Source organism: Bacillus cereus group sp. MYBKT14-1 (assembly GCF_051915185.1).
GTDB lineage: Bacteria > Bacillota > Bacilli > Bacillales > Bacillaceae_G > Bacillus_A > Bacillus_A cereus.
The window spans coordinates 174,986-201,670 of sequence record NZ_JBQAEF010000004.1; the positions used below are offsets into that span (position 1 = coordinate 174,986).

Below are 26,685 nucleotides of genomic sequence, written 5' to 3' on the forward strand. Positions count from 1 at the left end.
CACATTTTATCGCAATTTAATGATTTAATTTAGATTTTTTAATAGTACGATGCATTGAACAGTCACTTACAAGTAATAAATCATTCAAAAGTGTTGCTTCCTTATATCTATCAATCTAACAGAATAAGTTGCTCCCAAAACGCTGCAAACGAACTAAATTCTCATGAATAACAGTTTGTATTCATATTTGGATACTTCAACATATTTAATTGATAAACATGAAAATTCCCCTTTAAGAAAAATATAAAAAATCAGACAGTATACTTGAATTGCTCTTCGCAAGAGAATATACTAATAAAGCAGGCTATGACGTTCCTTCCTTCTAACTTCTTTGGCGAAATAGGGATGTTACTTTCCTGCTAAACACATAGGCTATGACAATTCTTCCTTCTTTGTAGAAATTTCAAATTGTTTTAGAGTTGTCAATTTCCTATGAAAATAATTAGACTATAAAACCTCTTTCTTCTTTTGGATTGAATAAACTTTAGTTTATCAACCATTGATGTAGAGGTTTTCTTTTCTTAATTAACAAATTACCACTTAACAACTAAATGTTATACCCCTAATTTTTCACTAAAAAATAGCTTTATACCCTCAGTGCATTTCTCTACAATTAGTGTGTTTATGCATGTAAAAATAAAAATCTACCACTGAAAGGAGGACAGTCGGACTATTCCCCTCTTTTATAAGGAGTGAATAATCGGCGTTCTCATGAAAAATTCTATTTATATAAGAAGAAGTTTGAAAGTAATTATAAAAAGAGAAGAAAATAAACTACCGAACATGTATTTAGCCACTGCTTTAAAAAACTTGGAAAGTTTAGGATTTACTTTTTCTGAGCCTTTAATAGAAGAGTTGCAAACACTTTCGGTTGATGCATTCACATCGTTTTACAAAGAGTTGGTAAAACATTTAAAAGAAATGGTTGGTGCACATATTCAGTTTACTCCTATGTATCCAAACTTTCCGCAACAAATGATGGATTTAAGTGACGCTGATTTATACATCAATGCCGTTATTCATTATGTGACGTTGCGCCTACCTGTATCAAAAGTAGAAGAACGACTTCCTCTTTTAGATAGCGTTGATTTGAAAGTTATTGACTTAGGAAGTGAAGAAGATTTCAATCAAATGATTTCTCAATTGATTCGTGCAAACAGCTCTATTTCCTCAACTGATAAGACAGATGTAGAATGGGCTATTACACACACTGAAGATGTTTCCTGTTTTCTACCTAATGTAATTCCTCATAAGGAAAATATGTCTTTTATAATTGGGGTTTTATTAATAAACAGAAAAATATCAGCCGATGCTGCTGCAAAGTATTTTAAAACAGCAACTGATGTTCTTCGCCTTGCAGTTGCTTTATCTGAAGGTGATGTGAGTTTAGCATCCTCCGTTCGATTCAAGAAGTTTAACCGAGTAGAAAGACGCTTCCTTTTAGGATTGTTAGAGCAATGCGGAAACATTACCGAAGATATGATTCGATACAAAAAACGTTGGATTCGTTTAGGTGAAATTCTTCATCCAGCAGAATATCATACTCGTTTCCCAAAAACCCACCGAGCATTTGAGATGCTTCGCAACAACATTAAAGTTGAAACATTTAATGGAAAAATAGAAGCAGCTTTGTTGAATCGTGATATCATGACAGCGAAAAATCTTTTAAAAACTCGCCCGGGGGAATTTGCCAGACGCTTGGATCATTTAATCCGTTTATGTAGTGATACGTCAACAGATGTTTTCAATATTCTCGAAGAGTTTCTAAGTATAATAGGAGACGTTTCTACTCCTGTATTACTTCAACTCACGGCTCATTTTAAGCATCGAAATGATAAAAATGAATTTCGCACCTTTTTTCCAAAGGGAAATGTAGCAAAAGCTATAGGTATTGAAAATACACTTCCATTTATCTCAGAGGATATTTGTTTAATGATTGTAAAAATGTGTGAAGATACTTTAAAAAATCGCTTCGCAGAACTTCCAAGTCTCGGAAAAGTATTTTTGGATGAACAGTTAAAAAATCACTTAGTTCCCTTCTCTCAACGTTCAGCCAGCAAAGCGCTTCGCACATTATCTCGAGGAAGTAAAGTAGATTTGCCAGAAGAAGATACGATTCGTTTTTTCCTATGGTGGAAAGAAGGCTATGTGAATGGACAACATACAGGACGTGTTGACATTGATTTGTCTGCTGCAATGTACGACGAAGATTGGCAATACAAAGAACATGTATCCTTCACGAACTTACGTTCAAAAAATTTCAAAGCCTACCATAGCGGAGATATTACTTCTGCACCAAAGGGAGCATCTGAATTCATTGATTTCGATATTCCGTCTGTGCTGAAATATGGTGGACGCTATGTAGTTATGACTTTGCTTTCTTACACAGACCAACCATATAAAGATTTACCAGAATGCTTTACTGGTTGGATGATTCGTCAATATCCTGGTTCAGGTGAAATATTTGAACCTTCTACTGTTCAAGATAAAGTGGATATTACTGCCGACACCCAAATCTCTATTCCAGTTATTTTAGACTTAAAGGAACGAAAATTGATTTGGACAGATTTGTCTCTTACAAGAGATCTAACTTATGATAATACCATCGAAGCTAATCAAAAAGGTATGATACTAGTTGGAAAGGCTTTAACTAATTTAGTTAAACCGAATTTATATGACTTGTTCCGATTACATATTGAAGCTAGAGGTGAACTCGTTCAAGACATCGAAGAAGCAGAAACTATTTTCTCTTTGAATAAAGGGATTACTCCTTTCGATATCGAAAAAATAATATCTGATTTTATAGCTGACTCAAAAGGCTAACTACATTACAAACATTGATAATGTATGGAAAATATCGATGTATAATGTCTATGTGAAACAGGACCTGATAGATGTATATCAGGTCCTGTTTTTTATTTAGTAGATACTAAATAATCTGGTTAATCACTATTCATCTAAATACACTATACTAATAAAGTGAAATTTATTCGAAAGAAGTTCATTAGTTAATATGTATCTAATTAAGAAACATTTATATACCAGCCCAAACATCTTTTCCATATCGCCCTTCATCTTGCACACGATCCAACCAATTTCTTGCTTCTTGTTCACTGACTTCATGAATTTCTTGATATGCTTGACAAAGGGTATCTTCTACATCCGGAGCCATTTTACTTCCATCACCACATATATAAAGATGAGCTCCATTATCTAATAACGAAATTAAATTGATTCTATCTTGTTTTATCAAATGCTGTACATATGTTTTTGGATGTCTCTCTAAACGAGAAAAAGCTGTGTGTAAAGAGATTAATCCATCTCTTTCATCATTTTCTAGTTCTGTAAGATAAAGATAATCTTTTTCAGGATGACGACAACCAAAATATAGATGCGCTTGTCCTAAGTTCATACCTTTTTGCTTTTGAACACGACGTGCTTGCAAGAATCCACGGAATGGTGCAATTCCAGTACCTGGCCCAACCATAATAATTGGTGTTTCTGGATCTTTAGGTAATTCAAAGTTTGATTGTGGCGTTCGAATGAAACAGATAATCTCATCTTTATTATGACGCTGAGCTAAGTAATTAGAAGCGACTCCTTCATATGTCCCTTCCCCACTCCATGCAGGCGCATTAACAACACCGACCGTAATGCTCAGACGATTGTGTGCAACGAGTGGAGAGCTTGAAATAGAATAGTAACGCGGTTTGAGCGCAGGAAGAAGTTCTAAAAAGCGTTCAAATCGGATTTCACAAGCCTCATACTTTTCAAGAAGGTCCAACATTGAAATCCGTTTCTTTAATATTTGTTCATGGTAAACTCCTTCTTCTAATAATGCTTCCAATTCTTTTTTATGAGGAGGACATGCTGTGAATGTTACCATTTCTCGTATTTGTGCTCGAGTGGCAGCTTCTTGAACTTCAACACTATAACTAAGAAGGTCCAATAAACTAACAGGACTGTCTAAAGGTATGTGATTTATGCTTCGTCCACTTGCACTCAGTATAACTTGATCCTTCCCATTTAACCCAAAACGTTTTAAAATTCGGTTGATATTTTTCTCGCTATTAACTGGCAACACTCCAAGGTGGTCTCCTTCTTTATATGTAGCGCCTTCTGGCAAAGATACCTCGATATGTCGTGTACTTCTATCACTGCTGGGTGATTGGAGTTCACGATTTTCTAGTATAGATGCATAAACTGCTTCATATGTTCGTGCAAGAGGAGATCCTCCAAGACGACTGACAAATTGTAGACTCAAAGTACTGCGCTCTTTTTCCATATTTTTGTTGAGTTCCAATCCAAATGCCTTCATCGCATCAGACCACATACTTTGTTTCCATTGCTCAAGCTGTTCCTCGAAATCACCACTTGCATCTGCTTCTCCGCGTTTAGAAAATCTTGTTGCTCCTTTTTGAGCCATCTGCTCATCAATGTATCTTGGAATCCGTTGATAGGTACTAGCCCAATTATGATCTCCACAACCAAAAACTGCGTATTGAACACCTTTTAGCTCATCTGGTTTTAGTTCCTCCAACCATTGCACAAACTGCCCTGCATTACTTGGCGGTTTTCCATTATAAGAAGAAGTCACAATAAGTACCGCTCCTTCTTTTGGCAAACTTCCAATTCGATCGTTAAGAGCTACCACTTCCGTTTGAACCCCTTCTAAACTAGCTGTATCTGCTAATTCTCTTGCAATACCTTCTGCCACACCTGTATCCGAGCCGTACAGAACAAGAAGTGAAAGATTATCGGCCCCAATAATAGAAGGTGTCTTCTGAACGTGCTGCTTAATTTCATCGTTTTTCAGCTTGTCCTCTGTAGGTGCAAGAACAGTAGGATGACTAATAGTTTGTTTTCGGGGTAGAATCCTAATCTTAAAATCACCGGGCTTTAGCGTTAATGTTTGTTTTACATCCAGCTGATAGTTTTGATAATCGATTAATTCAAAATGTTGAAGAAGCATTCCCATTACAAGAGTGGCTTCATGAAGTGCAAATTGCATACCGATACATGCTCTCTGGCCATTTCCAAATGGCTTATAAGCATGATGAGGAACCTTATCCAGCTCTTCAAATCGTTCAGGTTGGAATTCTTCCACATTGTCTCCCCATGCATCTTTATCCCTATGTAGCTGTGGAATAAGAACAGAAATACGATCTTCTCCTTTCTTAATTGGGTATTTCCCGCCAATCACTGTATCTTCTTTTGCATAGAGACTGAATGCTGGAGCGGTAGGCCATAGACGTAGCGATTCATTTAAAATCATCCGTATATACTTCAGTTTCATAACTTGTTCGTATGTTGGAGTAGGATCTGTCAAAACACGTTCTACTTCTTCATAGGCTTTTTTCAATTTATCCGGATTCTTTAATAAGAAGTAAATTGCAAAAGATAACAATCCACTTGTTGTCTCATGTCCAGCTATTAAAAAAGTAATAATTTGGAAACGAATGTTTTCATCATCTAATTTTTCACCAGTTTCCGGATCTGGCACATTTAGCATACGGGAAAGTAAATCATTTTCTTCCTGATCTCCACTACTTTTACGTTCAGCAATAATATTATCTACTAAAGAAAACATAGATTGAATATCATGCTGAAATTGACGTTTCGTTCTCCACATAAGTTTGTCTTCTATATCCAGCCGCTGCAATTGGTGCATCGCCTCATCTAGAGCACGGGTCATACTAGTGATAAAAGGATGAGGGGTCTCACGATAAAAGCTATTAAATCGGTAATTAAAACCACATAGACCAATTGTATCTAACGTAAGGCGAGTCATATCCTCCGGAACATCTACGTTTTCATTCGGATTAAGCCGTGCCCATTTTTGAACGAGTTGTACAGCAAGATCGACCATCATGGCATGGTAATCTTTCATTGCCCGTTGGCTGAATGTAGGCATCAAAATATTATGAGCTTTTTTCCAGTTAGGCTCGTGAGTCTCGCTAGTAAATAATCCGTCTCCAGCAAAGGCACGAACTTTTGCTAAAGCACCCTCTATACTTTTATCGAACCGTGTTTCGTCACAAACTTCTGCTACCAATTCATGTCCAGAAACGACAATGATGGTATCACTTAAAGTTTGAATTTGAAAAATGGGACCATACTCTTCCGCTATCTTGATAAAGGATAGGGTCGGTTTATCTTTATCGATTAATGGGAGATTACCCAGCGGTCCATATGTTTTCGGCTGAGGAATGGCAGATACTTTTTTTTCCATTAAAAACACCCTTTCAAAAAAGCATGAAATAAAGTGAAACTTTAATCAGTGGGGGTTTTGTTCATCCCCCACTGATTATTAGTTGAACCAATCGGGCTTTTACGGGCAGTTGGTCCCCCACCTAACTTCTTTGCTTCCGCTAAATTTTGAGGTGGGGGTCTTACTGCCCGTTAATGCGGGATAACATATCCCATTTAATAAAGAGGAAATAGCAACTAATCGCCTGGGATAAAGATATGTAATTGATTACCTTATTTTATCTTTTCCCTAACTATTCATGATTATGATATTGCGTATAAGCTTGGCAATTAGATTTATAACTTGTAGAAAAATACTAAATTAAAATGAAGCGAATAAATATAGTTGGAGCCTTTTAATGTTGGTATTAAAAGATAATCTAAACTTGTAATGTTTATAAGAAATTGCAAACGGATCTCATCTCTTGTATTTGTTCATAAAAATGATTATTTTGATTCATTTTCTTCTAAAACACCCCAAAATAGAGAAGTTGACGAGCTTAAGATTGTAGTATTCGAAAAATCAGTGGTTTAGTTAAACCAATACAATAAGCAAGTATACCGTGCTACTAATGAAAGAGGACCTGATATGAACATCAGGTCCTCTTTCACTACATAATTATTTCCCTGCTTCTTTTAGTTTTTTCTAGCTTTAAATACCGGCGCCTTAGCAGCAAAAAAACTTGTAGGAATCTTTATCTAGCGTTTTATTTTTCTCTACCGATTTAACTTCTCGACAGCTTCCGCACTTGTATCTACACGTTTAACGAAAAAAACTAATAGTAGTGCAACAACATTCATGCCAAGCGCTACATAGAATGAATATTGAATTCCGGATAATAAAGCCTTCTGAGTTAACATTGCCTTCGTAGTTTCTGTGAAGGTTGTTGGATCTATATGAGACATTAAACTTTCAGCTTTTGTTTTTGTTACAGAATTCATAATCGTAACAAGAATAGCAGTACCAATCGAACCGGACACTTGTTGAGCTGTATTATTAACAGCTGTACCGTGCGGATTTAAGCGAGTTGGCAATTGATTAAGACCATTTGTCATAAGTGGCATCATCACCATCGCCATCCCAAACATCCGCAGTGTATAAATAAGAATAATATGTGTATGACTAGAGTCAATTTGCAGACTTGCCAACATATAAGTTGAAACAGCTGTAATGGAAAGCCCTACTATGCCAAGAATCCGAGGACCATATTTATCAAATAGTTTACCTGTAATTGGTGACATAATCCCCATTATTACCGCACCTGGAAGCATCATCAGCCCAGAGCTCAGCGGCGAAATACCACGGACGTTTTGTACATAAGCTGGTGTTAAAATCATACCCGAAAACATGGCCACCGCGTTAACAATTGCAATTACAGACGCAAGTGCAAACATTGGGTACTTGTAAACACGTAAATCCAATAACGGCTCATCCATTTTTAATTGACGAATAATGAAAGCAATTAGGGCAATAGCGCCTATGATTAAAGTTGTTAAGACAACTTTATTCGTCCAACCATCGGAGCTTGCAGAACTGAATCCATATAACAAACCGCCAAAACCGAGAGAAGATAATAGTAATGAGAGATAATCAAGTTTTGCATTTTTGTTTTGTTTCATGACATTCTCAGATTTCCAAATCCCTAACAGTAAGCTAATGATTGCTAACGGTAAAATCATTTCAAAAAGCAAACGCCAGTCATAATACTCTACAATATAACCTGATAGTGTCGGCCCAATTGCTGGAGCTGTAATCATAACTAGTCCAAAAATCCCCATTGCTGTTCCCCTTTTTTCTCTCGGAAAGCTTACTAGCATAATATTCATTAACAAAGGTCCCATAACTGAAGAGCCTGCCGCTTGAACCATCCGACCAGTAAGTAATAAACCAAAGTTCGGTGCTACAGCCGCTAAGGCAGTACCAAGAATAAAAATCACCATAGATGTAATAAATAGGCTCCTATTTGAAAAACGCGTTATTAAAAATGCTGAGGCCGGAATTAATATACCACTTACAAGCATATACCCTGTAGAAAGCCACTGAATCGTTGAATAATCTTGAATGTTTAAATCTTTCATTATTGATGGCAAGGCTACATTTAAAAGGGAGTTATTTAGAAATGAAACAAATGCCCCAATAAAAAGGATTACAAGCATTACATATGGTGGTTTTCTTTTATGTAATGTTTCACTCATATATTTAATTGCCCCTTCATTATAAATTTCATTGATTCGTTTAAATCGTTTACATATTTGCACAAGAAAATATTACCCTTGCAGTATTTTGCCAAACTCTTCGAATGGATATTCTCTTTTTAGCAATTCCACTTGCTCAACATACCATTTTAAAATCTTTTTGTTGATTAAACCTTTATAAAAATGTTTGTTAACGGAATTTAAATTAGGCTGAAATACAAAAAGAAGCAACTGAAAATACCCTTCTAAAATAAATTGAAACTTTAAATCAATGGGAATTTTACAGGCAGCGAGAAAAATCAAAAAGACCACGCACCCATTCCTTTAAATACAGGCTTGTAGATCTAGTTATGTAACCATCCATAAAAAAGAATATTACATAGGCTAAGTCTAACATTACATTTTTAAAGTGAGGAGAATAAGCGTATGCACCAATATTGGTATTTGAATTCAAAGGGAAACGGGGAACAATATACTAACCAAATTTCATTATATTCACAGCCCGAAATAACTAAATCTGAGGTAATGAATGATTTAAAGCTTCCTGAGAATTGGAGTTACCGAGTCTATCCAGTTAGTTGGGATTCATCAGCCAATTATACGGGGTTCAATCCCCAACCTCCTCCCTTCTCTTGGGGGCAGCAGCCAATTAATTATGCAGGGATAATACCACAAGGTCACCCTGCTAATTGGACTCCATTACCAGGTCATGCAGGTTTTAATTTTCAAAAACCTCCCTTCCCCTGGGCGCAACCATTCAATCATACAGGGATGTTCGCACAAGGTCAGCTTGCCGCTTTACTATCGCCGCCAGCCAAGCCTTTTCATTTCAATACCAATAACTCGGGTGTTTTTGGTAATCCTTCAGGCTGGGGTGGTCCGTGGGCCCCAATGGGATGGGGAAATAATGGAGGTAACGGTCAGCTTGGAATGCTTGGAAACTTACTTACAGCAGGAAAAGGCACCATGAGTGGAATAGGAATGATCAGTAGTTTAATCGGGATGGGGAAGTTCTTCTTTTAGTTAATTAGAACAGGAGAATGTGGCTGTAGCTTTAATCAGCCACATTTAAGGACAGTAATCTCCCACCTAACTTCCTAGCATAGCATTCGCGGAAATTTTAGGTGGATATGTATTGTTACAAGTTACTGTTTTACTTTGAGTGCTCCTTTACTTTCTTATCAAGTGCCTTACTATAAGCATCTTTGTTTTCCTGTGATAACTCATAAATTGCTTTTTTCCAATGCTCTCCGTCTACACCTGATAAAAATTCAGTACCTTTCATTGTAGCTTCTTGAATCTTCTGTTTATCTTCTTTACCAGCATCCTTAATTAACTTCGTTGCTTTTCTTGCCTCTGTTACCCCTTCTTGTATGGATTTGTGAATGTCTTTGTATGTATCAGGTACTTTTATGTGTTCCATATTGTCTAAAATTTTATCTATCTCGTTTGATGTTTTTAAAACAGCTTTTGCTTTTGCTTTATCCTTTAAGGATTCTCCTAAGTTTAGTAATAGTTCATCCTTCTTAAATTGGAACTCTACCACTTGTTCACTTATGTAGTACGGATACCGTTGTTCGGAAATTACTGTTTTCGTTATTGCTTTACTAGTTTGCTCAGTCTTATGAGTAGAATCTTTATCTCCTACCTCGCATCCGACTAACAGCATAAATGGAACTGCTAACGTTACTAGTTTCTTTGCTCTCATTATGTATTCTCCTTGTGGAAAGTATTGTAAGTAATTAACATATCAAACTATAACATACATTACATTATGGTTCACTTCCATTACGCTTTTAAAATGTAAAATAAGAATACACCCCATAAGCCACAAATAAGATTAATAGAATAGAAATGCCAAGTACCGTATATATAATCCATTTTAAATTTGAATTCATATCATCCTCCTACCTCTCAATAATTCCAGTATATAACAAAAAAGCATTGGATACCCAATGCTTTTTACACTTACGCAAATAAAGAAGTATTCGCATATAAAGCTGGTGAACCACCTGAGTGTACGAATAAAATATTGTCTTCCTTATTAAATTTACCTTTTCTAATTAAGTCGATTAATCCCGCTACCGCCTTACCTGTATACACTGGATCAAGTAAAATACCTTCTGTTTTCGCAAGTAACTGAACTGCCTCTACCATTTCTGGCGTTGGTAACGCATAGCCTGGCCCTACATATTCATCAAAGCACGTAACAGCGTCGCGCGGGATAAAGTTTGGAATACCAACGTGTGCTGAAGTTTCATCTACAAGTTTTGCTACTTTCTCTTCTTGCTCAGCTTTTCCTCTACTTACGTTAATTCCGATTACAGGAATCTGGCTTTGCGTTCCAGAAAAACCAGTAATTAAACCGGCATGCATACCGCCGCTTCCACTTACACAAACAACTGAACTGAAATCAATTCCTTGCTCAAATGATTGCGCCATAATTTCTTGGGCACAAGCAACGTATCCCATTGCGCCTGTAGGGTTTGATCCACCAACTGGAATTACATATGGTATATTACCTTTTTCACTTATTTCTTGTGCTACTTTATGCATTTCTTCCATAAGATTTGCTCCGTTTGGTACAACAATGACATTCTCAGCACCTAATAAGTGATATAAGAAATAGTTTCCGTTAAAGTCTCTCTTCTCTTCTGGCTCAAGCCCTTCCTCTAATACAAGAATACATTTCATTTTTTCTTTTACTGCAGCAGCAAGTGTCAGGCGGCAATGATTTGACTGAATACCACCAGCTGTAATTAACGTATCTGCACCATTTTCCTGTGCATCTGCAACTAAAAATTCTAACTTTCTCGTCTTATTGCCACCGGCTGTTAAACCAAGTAAATCATCTCGTTTAAAATAAATAGTCGGACCACCAAGTGCTTCAGAAAAGTTGTTTAACTTTTCAATTGGTGTATATGATTCTGTATATTTTTTCCTCGGGAATTTAGCTAAATTCATTGTAACGCTCCTTTTGTACTTCTTTCACAATATATGTAACGTTACTATTATTACACGTAAAAATGGTGAAGTCATCTTTCTCGGTTAAAAATGTATTAGAATTTCATTTTGATAAGTAAAACCGTATTAATGCTTTTAACTTAATTATGGTACATGAAATTTATATCAACGATTTTTTAAATATATCGTTCATTACTTACAATATATCAACGATTTTTCAAATATATCGATCGTAACTTGCAGTATATCAACGATTTTCTTAATATATCGATCTATCGACAAACAACGACAGACAGGCAACCCCTTTCTCATCAACAAAAAAAAGAGCCCACACATTCAAATGCAGACTCCCTCCAATCACTTATTTACCGAAAAACGAAGTAACTGTGTTAATCCCGGCTCTAAATTCATTTCACCTTTATGGCGTACGTATACGACTTTATCTCCATCAAAATTCGGAGGGTTTGCTTTACTATACGTATGCCACTCATTCGTTCCTTCTATAGAATACTCCATATATTCAGTTGCACCGACAATTATATTTTTACTATCATCTGCCGTTACATTTGGTGCCATCTGCGCAATTTTTGAATCACTAATTAATAACTTCTTTATATCCTTATCACGTTTGTAATCGTAAGCTGTCACAATTACATCGTTACCATATGCTTTCACTTGTAACCCTTGTTTAAATGAATAGCCATCTGGAGCAGTTTTCTCTCCTCCATTTGGTCCTGCTGACATCCAGCCTGTTTCAATCCCGCCCGTATTTACAACAGTGAAACCTTTTTCATCTCCGCCTTTAATTTTCTTTTTACCAGCCCAGTCCGGTAAGTTTAAATCCCAATGCGTATGACTCGTAAAGAAAACAACTTGCGGATAGTCTTTTAATATATCGTACAACTTATCGATGTTTAAATAATCTTGTAAGTACGGTGATTGTCTTGATCCAGATACTGTATCAGGTAAAACGTGATGAGAGAAAATAAAGATTGGCTTATTTTTATCTTTTTGACTATACTCTTCTAAATTTTGTTTTAACCAACCTAATTGCTCATCACTCATATATACTTCGTCCCACATTTTTGAATCGTGGTATTTCATATATTTTTCAGTTCCTAAAAATAGAAGCGGATACCCATCTAATTCTTTTTTATGATATACCTTTTCTTGTCCACTAAATTGTAAGTAGCGACCAAATAGTGTTTCTTCCGTTACACCATTTGGCCATGTACTTTGAGAAAGTTTCCCATCCGCTGTCCATTTACCAGCATAAAACTCATGATTCCCAACAGTAGACCATACATTTTCTGGATGCTTATTTTTATTTAACACACGCTTTACATCATCATATTGTGACTGTTGTCCAGTCGGCGTTATATCCCCATTCATAATAAGCGCTCTAGAAAGTGGCGTCACTTTGTTCATATCTTTTAGCACATGATCAAAATCCCCTAAATCACCTTGAATATCACTAATAACATTAAAAGTTGTAGCTGATTTTCGGGCTTGCTCTTTCCCTTCTGCATGCACTGAAAACGTCGGTAATAATGCCGCCATAACTGCTAACGAAGCAACTGTCTTTTTCATACAAATTCTCCCCCTAATAATAGAATGTACAAACTGACATGTTCTGCTTTCTCTTAGGTGCTTGTCCAATTCACATTATAAGGAGGGATTGTAAAGATAGATGGAGTTAAAAGTTAAGTGTTTTTTAAGAGATTTTGTCGTTTTTTGCACTCCACAATTAGCGATTCACGCCAATCTAGCTTTCTAGCCTTTTACATTACATAAATGTAAATGAATATGATGAATCTCTTAGTTTAATATGTTGTCTTTTTAATCTCTGTTATATAACCGCCACAAAATATGCTATCTTTTCAAGTTCTCTTTCTTTAATAAACATTACTCCTCTTTTAATTCGCCTTAAAATTGTAAAGTGGCTTAATAATATGTTTAATATCAATTGTTTCTTTTGTATTCTCAATAATTTCATCCATTGGCTTATATACCATTGGTGCTTCATCTAAAGTACTTTCTGCAACAGATGTAGTCCAAACCTCTGCCATTGTATTTTGAAAATCCTCTAAGTTAAGTACTTCTTTCGCCTTCTTACGGCTCATAATACGTCCTGCTCCATGAGGGCCAGAAAAGTTCCAATCTGGATTCCCTTTACCAAATGCAATGATAGAACCGTCTCTCATATTAATTGGAATGATTACTCGTTCATCTTTCTGAGCTGAAATGGCACCTTTTCGTAGAATCATATTTTCCATATCGATGTAGTTATGAATTGTAGTGAATTGATCGGTTACTTTCCAATCCATTTTAGTGACGATTTCATCAATCATTGCTTTACGATTTAACTCCGCATATTTTTGAGCAATTTTCATATCATTCATGTAATCTTTAAATCCTTGTCCTTCTAAATAAGCTAATTCTTTACGAATCACCGGTTTCTTAATTTCACGTAAAGCTTCATGTATTTCTTGTTGTCTACCCTCTTTCGTTAAACGCTCAATAATTTCTTCTTTAATAGATTTAACGTTTATAAGTTGCTCGTAAGCAAAGTTTTGATAATACTCTGCTACTTGTTTCCCTAAATTACGCGAACCACTATGAATGACAATGTATACATTTCCTTTATCATCCTCATTCAGTTCGACAAAATGATTGCCCCCGCCAAGTGTACCAATACTTTTTTGAGCACGTTGCAATGTAAACGGGGCTCTTACACTATCAAAATCAATCATTTTTGAAAATCTATGTTCCTTATCTCGAATACGAAAACCACTTGGGACAAATTTACGTATCGTTTCGTCTAAGTGATCGAAGTTGATTTCCTCTTTTTTCTTATTAATCATAACAACTTCCATGCCACAACCAATATCGTACTTACCTCTCAGTTTCCTGAAAGAGTGGACTATACCTTCTCTACAGTCATCGAGATATGCAGTCTCTACTGTAGGCTCACCGTATTAATTATTCCTCTTCAATTCAAAATGGATGAGGAATAATTCTGTACCTTAGTCTGCTAACATGGTACAAGTCTCTGAACCATTCGATTATGTCACCATAACCACTGGCTGCTGATTGCCCTCGCCTTTTATCGTTAGGGTTCCCAGTCAATTGAGTGAGTAGTTTAAAGTCTGAGCCGCTTAGTTAACCCCGACTAAATTAGGAACAATCTTATCTTGAATTGTCATTGTTGTCCCAATCGTACAACCTGCGCCCGCATGTGTATCTGGCATAATACGGATCTTGCTATCCTTTACGAATTGTTGGTTACAAAGATCAATAATTTGACCTGCTGCAGTTTTTTCTACATTCGTAGTAAACACTTTCGCTTCATTGTATTTCCCTTGTAATTTCAACATCTTCTATTACTCCTTTCCTTTAGTTTCTACAAAACATTAATTTATAGATATTATATATTTATAATTATATTTTCCACCACTACAGCTCATTTCCTTTTTTATAAAAAAAGACACAGAGATTCCTCCCCATGCCTACTAATTCCTTACTTCTTCACCGCATGTACATAATGCACCGTCTCAAAAGCTTTCAAATAATCATTTCGTCCTTCAAAATATAATGTATTTATGTCCTCTGGTGATAAATGCTCATAAATGAGTAAGCCCGCCTTCTCTAACAGTGCTTCCATTTCAGCATAAGAATAACATGATTTCATCGGTTCTCCGCCTACCGCAGCCATTTTCACCATATTTTCAACTCGATTGGACAGTCCTTTTTTCGTAAATAAGTTTTCATCGGGATAATCGAAAACGATAGAACTCCCTACTGGAACTATCTCAAACAAGCACTCTATTAAACTAGCAAGTTCCTCTTTCGTTAAATAGTACGTAACACCTAAAAGGCTAAAGAAAGTCTTTTTATTTTCAAATCCTTCATTCCGTAACTGTTCATAGGAAAATCCTTTCGTGAAATCCATTGAAACAAAATGAAGATTGTTTGGAATTTCAAGTTCTGCTTCTTTTATTCTTTCCTTCTTAAACTGCTGCGTAGAAGGATGATCCACTTCAAATACTTCTATTTTATTTTCTAATTCTCGGTGTCTAAAACTGAATGTATCTAATCCCGCACCGAGTATAACGTATTGTTTCGCTCCCAGCGTAATCTCGTGTAGTAATACTCTTTCACAATATGCCGCACGTGCTAAAGGTGTTGGTGATAATTGCACTTGTGTAATCCATTTTAATATTTCTTGTGGATTATCTTGAAACTGCTGTGCAATGTCTGTATTGAAGAAATGTATCCCGTGAACCATGTTCGTTTCAATATTGTTACGTTCTTTTTGTGAAATGAAATCTTTAGCTACATAATCATCAAAGATTTTAGGATTATCAAATTCACTATGATACGCCCTTCCGAAAGCTGATACTAACGACGTTACACTTGCTTCACCTTGTTTCACGCACATACACTCTCCTTCATTTTCACAACAAAAATAGGGTTCCCCTGGCCAGGAGAACCCTATTATACACCTTATTTTTATATTGGTAAATTATAGCACAAATAAGTTTTTTTGTCAAGTTTCCAGCCTACTAACGCTCCAACAATTTGTGTAATCTCTAGCAGGAAGATTTCGATCTACACCGAATATTCCAGTTCATAACAATACAAATGGAGGCCAATATGAAACGATTCGTCATTATTACTGTAGGAAAAACACACAGCGGTAAAACTACATTTGCAAAAGCTTTAGAAAAAGAGTTATCCCACTCTTTCGTTATGGATCAAGATAACCAAGCTGAATTTATTAACACGCATTACGAAAAATTACAGCCGGCTGAAGGTGCTAATACATTTAAGCACGGTCTTTCAAAATTCATTGTTGATTATGCGAAAGAACATACAAATTTACACCTTATTATTTGTAATTCCAATCGCAGTAAAAACGGAAGATTCTATTTACTAAACGAATTATTTCCACAGAATGAATATGTACGCATATTAGTTCATTTTGACATTCCAGATGATGTACTTTACGAAAGAGTGGCTCGAAGCACGCGAAGTACGAATATTTTTAGAGGTGGATATTCTAGTTTCAAAGAAGTACTTGATCGACAACAAACTGAATCACTTCACGATGATGTGGTAGATCCTTTAGAAAACGAGGCTGATTATTTGTTTGTTATTCGCAATAATAAAGATGTAAGCTTTACTATAGAAGAAATTGTTCATCTAGCTAAAGGTTTATCCCCTACCCCAAATAAGAGATTATAAAAATTACATAATCATAGATTATTATGCAAATCCTTCCTCTAAGCGCCTAACATAGTATATAATAATAAGATAATCTACTTCTATATGCTCATTTTTACACAAAACAGTTCATGCATATGAAAGAAAAGAGGTACAAAAATATGAAAACAAAACAAACAATCGCTGCGTCTACACTAGCTTTAGCAATGATTGCTGGCGCAAACTCTGCTCATGCGGAAGTAAATGATGCTACTCCTCAGCAAAGTACGGGAGATCGATTAGCTGAAATTAAGCAACATAAACAAGAGTTAGATGCTAAATTGCAGCAACACAAAGAAAACGTGGATCAAACATTGAATGAACTTAACAAGGTTAAGGAAAATGTTGATACGAAGGTGAATGAACTACATGAACGTAAACAAGTTGCTGATGAAAAAATTAACGAGATTAAACAACATAAACAAGAGTTAGATGCAAAACTTCAGCAAGACAAACAAATCGCCGAAGATAAAATCGCGGAAATAAAAGAGCATAAAAAACAAGTAGAAGATAAAGTTGCTGAAGTAAAAGAACATAAGCAAAATATCGATAATAAGGTTAATGAGATTAAAGAACATAAACAAACTGTCGATGAAAAAGTGAATGAAATGAAGCAACATAAAGAAAACATCGATCAAAAGGTTAATGAACTTAAGGAAGTAAAAAAACAAGTAGATGAAAAATTAGCTGAGTTAAAGAAAGCGAAACAAACTGCTGAGGACAAACTTGCTGAGTTAAAAGAAAACAAGCCGAATACTGGTAACACGTTAGAGGAACTTAAGAAAATTAAAGGCAATTTAGACAGTCTTTCCGCTAACTTAGAACTAGCTAAACAAGATGTAAAAAACAAACTAGCTGAATTACAAAAGGCTAGAGAAGATTTACTAAATAAAATTAACGAAATTAAACAATCGAAACAAACTGTTTCAGACGATTTAACAAAGAAAAAACAAGACTTAGATATTAAAATCAACGACTTTAAGCATACTGAGAAAAAAATTGACGACAAATTAGCTGAGTTACATACAACGAAGCAAAATGTTGATAACAAGATTAATGAAGTATCACAGTCTAAACAAACGCAAGCAGATAATGGTACTAAAAACGATAACGCTAAAGAACTTCCTAACGCTGGTAGCGAGCAATCAAACAATATGGCTCTAGGAATGCTATCTGTATTAGGCGGGATTTTATTACTTACTCGTAATAAAATTAAAACGTTATTCTCTAAATAAATCCATTAAAAAAAGGAAAACCGCACATACATGTACGGTTTTCCTTTTTTTATATTAACTGTCCATCTCGAAGCGTCAATATACGATCACATACATCAAGCATTCTTTCATCATGTGTAATCATAATTGCTGCTTTTTGGCTCTCTTTCACTTCGCGTTTCATCATTTCAACAACTTCACGTGCGCGTTTTGAGTCTAAGCTTGCCGTTGGCTCATCCGCTAATATTAAATCTGGGTTGTTCATGAACGCACGAGCAATTGCTACCCTTTGTTTTTCCCCACCAGATAGTTGATTTGGATAATGATTTTTTCTTTCTCCTAATCCAAATGCCGCTAATAAATGATCCGCACGCTTTTCTGATTCTTGTTTACTTTCTTTTTTTAACTTAGCAATGTAAAGTAATTGTTCTTCCACATTTAAATATGGAACAAGATTTGCGAACTGGAAAATGAAGCCGATTTTTTTCAAACGAATGTCTGTCATTTCCTTTTCTGATAGCTTCGTAATATTTTGCTCACGAATGTAAATATCCCCTTTTGACGGTGATAATAGTGCACCCGCGATTGATAATAATGTACTTTTCCCTGATCCAGAAGGACCGACGATTCCGATAAACTCTCCAGCTTTCACATCAAGCGACATCGGATGAAGGGCTGTTACTTCCGTATTCCCTTCTCCGTACACTTTACTTACTTTGTCTAATTTCAATAATGAAGTCATTACATCCCGCCTCCAATTGCTTCTAATGCATCAACTTTTAATACTTGGTATAACGAAATAAGTGTTCCTAAAATACTAATTACGATAAAGATTGCTGCGTATTGTGCAATCATCGGTGTTGTTAATAAGAACGGCATACCCGCTGGTAAAATTTGTTCTAACCCTTGTACAAGAACGATACTAATTACCATCGCAACGACTGATAAGAATAACGCCTGTACGACTAAACTATTTGCTAAATATGAGTTCTTTGTACCAATTGCTTTTAATACACCTAATTGCTGTGTTTTTTGTAATGTAATAACATAGAAGAATACACCAATTAATAACGCAGCGATCACAAGTAAGAACGCAATGATCATCGTTAATGTTCCTTGCTCTTCTTTAAATCCTGGAATACTTTGCAGTACTTCTTTTTTATCGATAACGTGAGCATTTTTAATTTCTTTATCTGTGTTAAGTGCAATTGCACTATAATCTTTTTGGTTTGGTTGTGAAATAGATCCCCATACGTCTTCATTTACATAAACGACTGGTGTATGGCTAAACATTTGATCTTTCGTAAATCCAACGATTGTAAATTCTTTCTTTGAAACAGGGTCGATAATTGTATCTCCAATATCGATTCCCTTCTCTTTAATCGATTCATCAGCAACCATCTCGTTGTTTGCTGTACCTAATTTCTCACCTTTTACAATGTTCGGTTCTAAAAATGAATCTCGTTCGCTTGAGAAAATAGCGATATCAACCTTTTTCGAACTATCTTTCTTTTCATATGTTGAAACTTTCACACGAAACGGAACTGCCTCTTTGTCACCTACTTGATTTACTACGTTATCTACATCGTCTTTCTTAATTTGTGAACGAAGTAATTTATTTTCCGCATCATCTGCTAAAACGAACTTATTTGCCTCCATATTTTGAATCGATGAAGCATTATCATATGATAATCCATTTGCTAATCCCGAAATGACAAGAACTAAAAATGATAGTAACACCATAATCAGTCCGATTAATCCGTATCTTAATTTTGATTGTTTCAATTCACGCAGAGCTAAAAACATTTCGCTCGCTCCTTCCTCTTTCTTTCTATGCACTTATCATAAAAAAGAAATATGAACGGAATATGAACAGAAGATTACAGAGGAAAGATTAAATTACAGCGGATACTTTTGGGGTTCAGTTTAAGGAAGAGCGCGGAAAAGGTGCGGCTTTATAATAGGAGTTAGGGTACGTGAAATTTATATCAGCGATTTTTCAAATATATCAGCGCAAATAGAATTATATCGGCGATTTTTCGATTATATCGACTTACCGACAAAAAACGACAAAAAGAAGAGGCCGTTCCCAAACAGCCTCTTCCCTCTATTTCGGAAGCTCCACTCGAACAGTCGTCCCTTCCCCTTTCGTGCTATAAACTGAAACAGTTCCGTTATGCAGTTCAACAATCTTCTGCACGATCGATAATCCTAAACCGCTACCTTCTACATTTCTTGCCCTTGCTGTATCTACCTTATAAAAACGATCAAAAATACGCTCCATTTCTTCTTTTTCCATACCGATTCCGTTATCGGATATAGAGATTATAACGCTAGACTCTAACTCTTCGACAAAAAACTCAATGGTCCCACCATCGTTTGAAAACTTAATACTATTCGTAAAGATATTACTCCATACTTGATGAAGTAAGTTTTCATCACCTTTTATAGTGATATCCGGCACATCAAATTCAACGGCAATATCTTTCTCGCGCCATTTCCACTCAAGCATAAAAATGACGTCTTTAATTTGCTTCTGCAGATTGAATTCTCTTATTTGCAGAACCTTTTCCTCTTTATCTAATGAAGCGAGCGTAAGTAACTGTTTACATAAACTAGACATTCGCTTACTTTCGCCCTCAATAATTTGTAAGTAATGATTTCTTTCTTCCTCACTCATCTTTTCTGTTTGCAACGTTTTTGAAAAACCTTGTATGGAAGAAAGTGGCGATTGAAATTCATGTGAAACGTTCGAAACGAATTCTTGTCTCATTTCATCTAGTTCTTTAATACTCTTCGTCATCTTTTGGAAGCTTGTAGATAACGTTCCTATTTCATCTTTTCGTTTTACATCTAATTCAATTTCATATTCCCCACTCGCAATTTTTTGCGTAGCGTTCGTAAATTTACGGATTGGGCGAACGATATAACCTGCTGCAATCGCTATAAAGATAATACTTAATAGTACGATAAACCCAAGTAATACCGCTAAGAAAATTCGCATCTCGCCAAATTGGTTCTGAATGTCAGGACGAATAAATAACGCGTACTGTTTATCACCGTGCTTTACCGGTACACCAACACTATTTATTAATTCATTATCGAAAAATCCTGTAATAAAAAGACGCGTTGGATACGTAGAAACACCATTAAACGTTTCTCCTTGCAATACTTTATGAACAGTAGCATCGCTAATAGACGTCTTACGAAACGCATTGCCGATACGCTTTCCATTCTTTTGATCATCGACAATATAAATTTCATACCCTAACTTTGCGATAGAATGTAAGTACGCCTCTTGATTTTCTTCACTTTGCTTTTCATATAACGATTTAACTTCTTCCGCATACTTTAAAATCTTTTCACTATTATACGGTTTTAACTTCACTTGATAATATACGTTCGTTAATAAAAAGCCGATAATACTACTAAGTAGCATAATGCCGACCGTCATAAATACAAATCTAGAATATAGTGATTTCATCTTATTTCAACTCCAACTTATACCCGAGGCCGCGCACCGTTGTAATTTGAAAATCATCCGTTCGTTTTGAGAAACGATCTCGTAGTCGCTTCACATGAACATCAACTGTTCGTTCATCTCCTTCAAAATCCATTCCCCATACTAATTCAATTAATTCTTCTCTTGAAAATGTTCTCCCAGGATAACTAGCTAGTTGTGATAATAATTCAAATTCCTTTAAAGGAAGTAAAATCGTCTGGCCGTTACACTTTACTTCAACACCTTTACGATCAATTGTCGTTCCATGGAGTGTAATTATGTCAGCGCTCAGCATTTGATAACGGCGTAATAAAGCTTTCATACGGAAAATGACTTCAGCTGGTTCAAATGGTTTTACAATATAATCGTCCGTACCAGAAATGAATCCTTTCTCTTTATCGACTAACTGATCTTTCGCCGTTAATAAAATAACAGGTATATCATGATACTTCCGTATTTCTTCACATAACGTATAACCATCAACGAAAGGCATCATAATGTCTACGATCGCAAGATGAATATTTTCCTTCTCTAATACTTCTTGCGCTACCTTTCCATCTTCCGCCTCAAAAACTTTAAATCCCTCTTTTTGTAAATGATAATGCAATAACTCTCTAATATGTTTATCGTCATCAGCTAATAAAATATGTATCATCTTCATTAAACCCTCTCTCGTTCATCCTTCTACATCACTACATTAAGAAACAATTAGATTTTTTGCAAGAAAAAGAAAAGGATTCCTTAGAAGATACTCTTGTTATCATTGTGGTCAGCTGCTTTATTACTCTTATAACTTGGTGATGTTGTACTCTGGTGTACGAATAAGTGATCTATTACTTTTTTAGTAAGTGGCATAAAGAAATTCAGTAATAGCCCACCTAAACAAACAGTTAATATAGTCCCAACACCAATTGGTCCATGTAAAATCGTTGCCATTATTAAGAATATAAGGTAAATACATGTTCGTGCTATAAAGATATTCGTTCTAGTTAATTCTTGTATGATTAAAGTTAATCGGTCAATTGGAATGGGAGCAAAATTTGTTTGTAAATATATTGCAGTTCCTAATCCTGTAATAACTAATCCGATTCCAAAATAAATCATTTTACTGTACCATATTTCAGGTGTAATTAAATTGCGTAATAAAAATAGCCACACATCAATACCAATACCCGTTATGAATGCTGTTAACAACCCTAGTACCTCTGGTTTTTTTCTTTTTAATATCGAATTACAATATATTAATAATAAAGCTATTATTATTTCCCAGCTTCCCACAGTAAGCCCCACATTTAAAGAAAGTCCTACTAAAAGTGCATCAAAAGGTGAAGTGCCAAAATCTGATTGTATTGTGAAAGAAATACCAAGGGTTAATATTAAAATTCCTAATACATAAAAAACATACTTCATTTTAATCAACCTCTTCATCGTTATTTTTGTTGCATTTACAATAAAAATATTTTATATTAAATGTAACTTCAAATTGTTGCATTTGCAATAAAAATAAAAGATAAGGAGTTCATTATGAAAGAAATTCTTCGTGAAATTGGCATGATTGCAAGGGCATTAGATTCTATTAGTAATATAGAATTTAAAGAATATGAGCTTACAAAAGGTCAGTATTTGTACCTTGTGCGAATATGTGAAAACCCAGGAATCATTCAAGAAAAGCTATCTGAGATGATAAAAGTAGATCGTACAACCGCAGCCCGTGCTATCAAAAAGCTTGAACTCAATGGATTTATCGAAAAGAAAGAAGATGAATCTAACAAGAAAATCAAAAAACTTTTCCCAACAGAAAAAGGGAAAAACGTCTATCCTTTTATTAAAAGAGAAAACGATTATTCAAATACTGTTGCATTAGAGGGATTTTCGGAAACAGAAGCGGAAACTATTTCTAACCTTCTTCAAAGAGTAAGAAAAAATATAGAAAAAGATTGGGAATTTGTAAAAAAGGGAAATAAGAGAAATTATTGATTATATAAAGGAGCGAACTATTCAAATGACTACACATACAGAAAAGTGCACCCTTAAAGATATACACAGACTTCAAGAAATTAGTTATGAAACATTTAATGAGACTTTTAAACATCAGAATTCACCCGAAAATATGCATCATTATTTGGAAAAGGCATTTAACTTAAAGCAATTAGAAAAAGAATTATCCAATATCTCTTCTCAATTCTTTCTTGTCTACTTTAACGATGAAATTGCTGGATATTTAAAGGTCAATATTGATGATGCTCAGTCTGAAGAAATGGGCAATGAATCACTTGAAGTAGAGAGAATTTATATAAAGAGCTCCTTTCAAAAACATGGTCTTGGTAAATATCTACTAAATAATGCTATTGAAATTGCAATAGAACATAATAAAAAGAATATTTGGCTAGGCGTATGGGAGAAAAATGAAAATGCTATTGCTTTTTATAAGAACTTAGGTTTTGTACAAGCTGGCTCTCATTCCTTTTACATGGGCGATGACGAACAAGTTGACCTTATAATGATCAAAACACTCATATAACTTTTTTTGAAAGGTGGGCTATTATGTATATTCCAAAGTATTTTAAAGTCACAAATCTTGATGAAATTTGGGATTTTGTTCAAAAAAACTCTTTTGGAACAATCGTCACAACAAAAAAAGAAAAACCAATCGCAACTCATTTGCCCTTTGAATTAACTAAACAAGGTGATGACTATTTTATTACTGGACATATGGCTTATGGGAATCCTCAGTGGAGAACATTTGAAACTTGTGAAGACGTTCTTGTAATATTTCAAGGACCACACTCTTACATCTCTTCTTCTTGGTATGAACATGAAGAAGTTCCAACATGGAATTATCAAGCTGTCCATATATATGGTAAAGCAAGTATTTTAGATAAAGAGGAATTAATAGATGAATTAACAACAATGCTGAAAAAATATGAAGAGCATCGTGAAAATCCAGTATTATGGGATAAACTTTCCCCTACTCTCTTAGAAAATGAACTGAAAGGTATAGTTGGATTTAAGGTTAAGGTGGGAGACATCCAGGCTGCATATAAATTAAGTCAAAATCGAAATGAGACGGATTATATTAACATTATTGAGAAATTGTACGATGAAGAAAATCCAGATGCAAAACAAATGGCGGAACTCATGGGGAGTAGATTAAAAAATCGCATATAACCCATTGTTATTCAACTCTCACATTCCAAAATTAAAGAACAGACTGGAGCGCTTTATCGGCGGTTTTCTTTAGAACGTAAAAGATTGAACTGAAAGTGACTGGCGTTTAATTAAAAAAGAATCTATTTTGAAAAAAGATTATTCAAAATAGATTCTCACGTTTTAGTATTAAGATTATTTTAATCAAAAACAATTTTTAAGCCTTCGAAATATCAACAAATCCTTCTCCGAATACGTCACGAACATCGTGTATAGCGATGAAGGCAGCCGGATCTGTAGTTTGAACAATCCGCTTTAGCTTCACTACTTCTTGCTTATTAATAACAACATAAAGAATTTCCTTCGGCGTTTTCGTGTAATAGCCATGCCCTGAATATACAGTAACCCCTCTGCCCATTAAAGTAGTCACCTTCCCGGCAATTTCATCTGGTTTATCAGAAATAATCGTAATGGCCTTTTTCGGATTTAAACCTTCAATTACAAATTCCATTACTTTCGTTCCTACATATAACATAATAATTGTCAGCATCAGTTTTTCTGCACCAATGATGAAATAAGATGAAAACGCAACGATTAAATCGAAGAACAGTAAACCATAGCTAATACTCCAGCCTAAGTATTTATGTGTCATCCTCGCTAAAATCGTAGTACCTGCAGTTGTTCCACCAACGCGAATGATGAGACCAATACCACACCCGATAAATATTCCACCGAAAATGGCATTTACGAGCATTTCATCAGAAGCAATTGTCCATCCTTCTGTTAAATGAAGAAATAGTGAGTTCGTAACTACAGCGATAATCGTATAAATTGTTGTAATCTTATTTAAAAATTTATAACCGACTATTAACAAAATCGCATTTAAAATTAAGTTCACTAAACCTGGTGACCACTCAAATAAATAGTACGTAATAATCGTGATACCTGTTACCCCGCCCTCACCAAACTCATTCGGAATAACAAATAAATTGACACCTAACGCAAAAAGAAATGCACCGATAATAATAAAAATAATGTCTGTCGTTCTTTTTTTCATACAGTACCTCACTTCTTATGTAAATATTTATTCTGCCATAAACTCTCACTATTATATCGTGGAATATTCAAATCGAACAGTGGTTTGTTTTTATTTTAATATAAGATAAAAAATCAACATTATTTATTATGTACTGCAAATAAAGTTTTGATTTCACCCGTAATTTACTCTTAAAAAGAAATGCTAAACATTGACTTGCACAAATTTCAAATAAAAAAGTACCCATCTCATTGTCATACGCAATGAGATGGGTACTGCATGATACATTTAGTTTTCACATGTATTGTTTGGAGAAAATTGCAAATAACGACCTATACTCGCCTTATTAAGACCAAATCCATACATCATCATTATTTTCAGCGTTCGTCTTTGCTTCATGAACTTTTTCAATATGATCAACTGTGTTCCAGTTAATAGAAATACCACCCCAGCCCACATACTCCATATCAATTTTCACTTTCTCACCCACATTAAATACTTGTCCCTTTGTTAAGAAAACATCAATAATATCTTTCTTCCCATTTAGCGATGGATACTCAACTACAACATATTTAGTAGCACCGTCTCCCTCATCTTCCATCGTTCCTACTTTTGATACTTCTCCAATTACATAATTAGGTGAGCCATCTTCTTTCATGTGCATACCTAACTTGTTTGTTGTATTTTCAACTGCAGTTGCAACCATATATTCTGTAAAATTACGCATCATAGATCCAGTAGCTTTTACTTCATCTCCTACTTTCACGTTTGAAAGTGAATCAATATACACACTAACAGGTTCCTCATATTGCTGAGATTTTACAACAATTACACCGTTATCTACTTCTACTACTCGTCCTTCTAACATCGAGAAGTTCGATTCAATAGAAGCTGCACTCGCTTTTGTTAGTTCTAATCCTGGTACATTTGTTCCTGATAATGCTGCGATTCCTAAAGCACCTGCTAAAATTATTTTTTTCATACCCATATGTAACATCTCCATTCATGATGATTTTATTTTTTTGATTGGTATCGACCAACCTGTAATCATTATAGTTACAGGTTATGAAAATAACAACCGTTTTCCTCATGCAATGTTGCATACTGTGATT

Annotated in this window: 23 protein-coding genes; 7 read left to right on the plus strand and 16 right to left on the minus strand. The window is 35.1% G+C overall.

Annotation, left to right across the window (positions count from 1 at the left end; genetic code table 11):
* Positions 1–711 precede the first annotated feature (711 nt).
* A complete protein-coding gene (locus ACTFO4_RS13325) occupies positions 712–2,823 on the plus strand; it encodes a TerD family protein (RefSeq protein WP_410987903.1) in 2,112 nt (703 codons plus the stop codon).
* A 211-nt stretch (positions 2,824–3,034) separates the two neighbouring features.
* Here ACTFO4_RS13325 and cypD read toward each other — a convergent pair whose 3' ends face one another.
* From cypD to ACTFO4_RS13340, 3 genes are all read right to left on the minus strand, one after another.
* The gene (gene cypD / locus ACTFO4_RS13330; protein WP_440014300.1) at positions 3,035–6,232 is read right to left on the minus strand and encodes a bifunctional P-450/NADPH--P450 reductase; all 3,198 of its coding nucleotides are present in this window, start codon (positions 6,230–6,232) and stop codon (positions 3,035–3,037) included.
* Positions 6,233–6,966: 734 nt separating this feature from the next.
* Positions 6,967–8,445: an MDR family MFS transporter gene (locus tag ACTFO4_RS13335; protein ID WP_440014302.1), complete on the minus strand. Its 1,479-nt coding sequence runs from the start codon at positions 8,443–8,445 to the stop codon at positions 6,967–6,969.
* Between the two features lie 72 nt (positions 8,446–8,517).
* Complete coding sequence (locus tag ACTFO4_RS13340) at positions 8,518–8,757, minus strand: hypothetical protein (RefSeq protein ID WP_098582916.1); 240 nt, start codon at positions 8,755–8,757, stop codon at positions 8,518–8,520.
* A gap of 114 nt (positions 8,758–8,871) precedes the next feature.
* On the opposite strand from ACTFO4_RS13340, the gene ACTFO4_RS13345 reads away from it, so the two are divergent.
* Positions 8,872–9,468: a hypothetical protein gene (locus ACTFO4_RS13345; protein ID WP_440014304.1), complete on the plus strand. Its 597-nt coding sequence runs from the start codon at positions 8,872–8,874 to the stop codon at positions 9,466–9,468.
* A gap of 130 nt (positions 9,469–9,598) precedes the next feature.
* Here ACTFO4_RS13345 and ACTFO4_RS13350 read toward each other — a convergent pair whose 3' ends face one another.
* The 6 genes from ACTFO4_RS13350 to ACTFO4_RS13375 all read right to left on the minus strand — a co-directional run bounded on the left by ACTFO4_RS13350 (position 9,599) and on the right by ACTFO4_RS13375 (position 15,850).
* Positions 9,599–10,153 carry a hypothetical protein gene (locus ACTFO4_RS13350; RefSeq protein ID WP_440014306.1) on the minus strand — a complete coding sequence of 185 codons (555 nt, stop codon included), beginning with the start codon at positions 10,151–10,153 and terminating at the stop codon, positions 9,599–9,601.
* 260 nt (positions 10,154–10,413) lie between these two features.
* Positions 10,414–11,409: a D-cysteine desulfhydrase gene (locus ACTFO4_RS13355; protein WP_440014308.1), complete on the minus strand. Its 996-nt coding sequence runs from the start codon at positions 11,407–11,409 to the stop codon at positions 10,414–10,416.
* Between the two features lie 357 nt (positions 11,410–11,766).
* Positions 11,767–12,999, minus strand: coding sequence for a DUF4073 domain-containing protein (locus ACTFO4_RS13360; RefSeq protein ID WP_440014310.1), 1,233 nt, complete (start codon positions 12,997–12,999; stop codon positions 11,767–11,769).
* A 326-nt stretch (positions 13,000–13,325) separates the two neighbouring features.
* The gene (locus ACTFO4_RS13365) at positions 13,326–14,285 is read right to left on the minus strand and encodes an RNA-splicing ligase RtcB (protein ID WP_017657535.1); all 960 of its coding nucleotides are present in this window, start codon (positions 14,283–14,285) and stop codon (positions 13,326–13,328) included.
* Positions 14,286–14,567: 282 nt separating this feature from the next.
* Positions 14,568–14,786 carry an RtcB family protein gene (locus tag ACTFO4_RS13370; protein ID WP_000916241.1) on the minus strand — a complete coding sequence of 73 codons (219 nt, stop codon included), beginning with the start codon at positions 14,784–14,786 and terminating at the stop codon, positions 14,568–14,570.
* Positions 14,787–14,929: 143 nt separating this feature from the next.
* The gene (locus ACTFO4_RS13375) at positions 14,930–15,850 is read right to left on the minus strand and encodes a class I SAM-dependent methyltransferase (protein ID WP_440014312.1); all 921 of its coding nucleotides are present in this window, start codon (positions 15,848–15,850) and stop codon (positions 14,930–14,932) included.
* Positions 15,851–16,053: 203 nt separating this feature from the next.
* Here ACTFO4_RS13375 and ACTFO4_RS13380 point away from each other — a divergent pair, with 203 nt between their 5' ends.
* Positions 16,054–16,656, plus strand: a complete 603-nt coding sequence (locus tag ACTFO4_RS13380; RefSeq protein WP_139256938.1) for an AAA family ATPase — start codon at positions 16,054–16,056, stop codon at positions 16,654–16,656.
* A gap of 140 nt (positions 16,657–16,796) precedes the next feature.
* Positions 16,797–17,909 (plus strand): LPXTG cell wall anchor domain-containing protein, encoded by a 1,113-nt coding sequence (locus ACTFO4_RS13385; protein ID WP_000851003.1) that lies wholly within the window; start codon positions 16,797–16,799, stop codon positions 17,907–17,909.
* Between the two features lie 49 nt (positions 17,910–17,958).
* Here the strand turns inward: ACTFO4_RS13385 and ACTFO4_RS13390 are convergent, their stop codons facing one another.
* From ACTFO4_RS13390 to ACTFO4_RS13410, 5 genes are all read right to left on the minus strand, one after another.
* On the minus strand, positions 17,959–18,630 hold the full coding sequence (locus ACTFO4_RS13390; protein ID WP_000202599.1) for an ABC transporter ATP-binding protein: 672 nt from the start codon (positions 18,628–18,630) through the stop codon (positions 17,959–17,961).
* On the minus strand, positions 18,630–19,694 hold the full coding sequence (locus ACTFO4_RS13395) for an ABC transporter permease (protein WP_006922800.1): 1,065 nt from the start codon (positions 19,692–19,694) through the stop codon (positions 18,630–18,632). Before ACTFO4_RS13395 ends, ACTFO4_RS13390 begins: the two co-directional genes overlap by 1 nt.
* A gap of 301 nt (positions 19,695–19,995) precedes the next feature.
* Positions 19,996–21,372 (minus strand): sensor histidine kinase, encoded by a 1,377-nt coding sequence (locus ACTFO4_RS13400; RefSeq protein ID WP_440014315.1) that lies wholly within the window; start codon positions 21,370–21,372, stop codon positions 19,996–19,998.
* A gap of 1 nt (position 21,373) precedes the next feature.
* Positions 21,374–22,051 carry a response regulator transcription factor gene (locus ACTFO4_RS13405; protein WP_000781966.1) on the minus strand — a complete coding sequence of 226 codons (678 nt, stop codon included), beginning with the start codon at positions 22,049–22,051 and terminating at the stop codon, positions 21,374–21,376.
* 80 nt (positions 22,052–22,131) lie between these two features.
* Positions 22,132–22,800, minus strand: a complete 669-nt coding sequence (locus tag ACTFO4_RS13410; RefSeq protein WP_086396818.1) for a YczE/YyaS/YitT family protein — start codon at positions 22,798–22,800, stop codon at positions 22,132–22,134.
* Positions 22,801–22,914: 114 nt separating this feature from the next.
* Here ACTFO4_RS13410 and ACTFO4_RS13415 point away from each other — a divergent pair, with 114 nt between their 5' ends.
* Genes ACTFO4_RS13415 through paiB form a run of 3 tightly spaced genes read left to right on the plus strand, consistent with a single transcriptional unit; the run spans position 22,915 to position 24,558 of the window.
* Positions 22,915–23,367 (plus strand): MarR family winged helix-turn-helix transcriptional regulator, encoded by a 453-nt coding sequence (locus tag ACTFO4_RS13415; RefSeq protein ID WP_326263613.1) that lies wholly within the window; start codon positions 22,915–22,917, stop codon positions 23,365–23,367.
* 25 nt (positions 23,368–23,392) lie between these two features.
* On the plus strand, positions 23,393–23,911 hold the full coding sequence (locus tag ACTFO4_RS13420) for a GNAT family N-acetyltransferase (protein WP_440014318.1): 519 nt from the start codon (positions 23,393–23,395) through the stop codon (positions 23,909–23,911).
* 23 nt (positions 23,912–23,934) lie between these two features.
* Positions 23,935–24,558: a protease synthase/sporulation negative transcriptional regulator PaiB gene (paiB, locus tag ACTFO4_RS13425; RefSeq protein WP_103622163.1), complete on the plus strand. Its 624-nt coding sequence runs from the start codon at positions 23,935–23,937 to the stop codon at positions 24,556–24,558.
* A gap of 196 nt (positions 24,559–24,754) precedes the next feature.
* Here paiB and ACTFO4_RS13430 read toward each other — a convergent pair whose 3' ends face one another.
* Both ACTFO4_RS13430 and ACTFO4_RS13435 read right to left on the minus strand, forming a co-directional pair.
* Positions 24,755–25,594, minus strand: coding sequence for a YitT family protein (locus tag ACTFO4_RS13430; RefSeq protein ID WP_000747497.1), 840 nt, complete (start codon positions 25,592–25,594; stop codon positions 24,755–24,757).
* 325 nt (positions 25,595–25,919) lie between these two features.
* The gene (locus ACTFO4_RS13435) at positions 25,920–26,561 is read right to left on the minus strand and encodes an ATP F0F1 synthase subunit alpha (RefSeq protein WP_063536854.1); all 642 of its coding nucleotides are present in this window, start codon (positions 26,559–26,561) and stop codon (positions 25,920–25,922) included.
* Positions 26,562–26,685: the final 124 nt, after the last annotated feature.

Coding starts and splice junctions, on each gene's coding strand:
- ACTFO4_RS13435 (WP_063536854.1), bottom strand. CDS start 26,561: ATGGGTATGAAAAAAATAATTTTAGCAGGTGCTTTAGGAATCGCAGCA.
- ACTFO4_RS13390 (WP_000202599.1), bottom strand. CDS start 18,630: ATGACTTCATTATTGAAATTAGACAAAGTAAGTAAAGTGTACGGAGAA.
- ACTFO4_RS13345 (WP_440014304.1), top strand. CDS start 8,872: ATGCACCAATATTGGTATTTGAATTCAAAGGGAAACGGGGAACAATAT.
- ACTFO4_RS13405 (WP_000781966.1), bottom strand. CDS start 22,051: ATGAAGATGATACATATTTTATTAGCTGATGACGATAAACATATTAGA.
- ACTFO4_RS13385 (WP_000851003.1), top strand. CDS start 16,797: ATGAAAACAAAACAAACAATCGCTGCGTCTACACTAGCTTTAGCAATG.
- ACTFO4_RS13420 (WP_440014318.1), top strand. CDS start 23,393: ATGACTACACATACAGAAAAGTGCACCCTTAAAGATATACACAGACTT.
- ACTFO4_RS13360 (WP_440014310.1), bottom strand. CDS start 12,999: ATGAAAAAGACAGTTGCTTCGTTAGCAGTTATGGCGGCATTATTACCG.
- ACTFO4_RS13380 (WP_139256938.1), top strand. CDS start 16,054: ATGGAGGCCAATATGAAACGATTCGTCATTATTACTGTAGGAAAAACA.
- ACTFO4_RS13395 (WP_006922800.1), bottom strand. CDS start 19,694: ATGTTTTTAGCTCTGCGTGAATTGAAACAATCAAAATTAAGATACGGA.
- ACTFO4_RS13325 (WP_410987903.1), top strand. CDS start 712: ATGAAAAATTCTATTTATATAAGAAGAAGTTTGAAAGTAATTATAAAA.
- ACTFO4_RS13375 (WP_440014312.1), bottom strand. CDS start 15,850: ATGTGCGTGAAACAAGGTGAAGCAAGTGTAACGTCGTTAGTATCAGCT.
- ACTFO4_RS13350 (WP_440014306.1), bottom strand. CDS start 10,153: ATGAGAGCAAAGAAACTAGTAACGTTAGCAGTTCCATTTATGCTGTTA.
- ACTFO4_RS13400 (WP_440014315.1), bottom strand. CDS start 21,372: ATGAAATCACTATATTCTAGATTTGTATTTATGACGGTCGGCATTATG.
- ACTFO4_RS13410 (WP_086396818.1), bottom strand. CDS start 22,800: ATGAAGTATGTTTTTTATGTATTAGGAATTTTAATATTAACCCTTGGT.
- ACTFO4_RS13370 (WP_000916241.1), bottom strand. CDS start 14,786: ATGTTGAAATTACAAGGGAAATACAATGAAGCGAAAGTGTTTACTACG.
- cypD (WP_440014300.1), bottom strand. CDS start 6,232: ATGGAAAAAAAAGTATCTGCCATTCCTCAGCCGAAAACATATGGACCG.
- ACTFO4_RS13430 (WP_000747497.1), bottom strand. CDS start 25,594: ATGAAAAAAAGAACGACAGACATTATTTTTATTATTATCGGTGCATTT.
- paiB (WP_103622163.1), top strand. CDS start 23,935: ATGTATATTCCAAAGTATTTTAAAGTCACAAATCTTGATGAAATTTGG.
- ACTFO4_RS13415 (WP_326263613.1), top strand. CDS start 22,915: ATGAAAGAAATTCTTCGTGAAATTGGCATGATTGCAAGGGCATTAGAT.
- ACTFO4_RS13355 (WP_440014308.1), bottom strand. CDS start 11,409: ATGAATTTAGCTAAATTCCCGAGGAAAAAATATACAGAATCATATACA.
- ACTFO4_RS13335 (WP_440014302.1), bottom strand. CDS start 8,445: ATGAGTGAAACATTACATAAAAGAAAACCACCATATGTAATGCTTGTA.
- ACTFO4_RS13365 (WP_017657535.1), bottom strand. CDS start 14,285: ATGGAAGTTGTTATGATTAATAAGAAAAAAGAGGAAATCAACTTCGAT.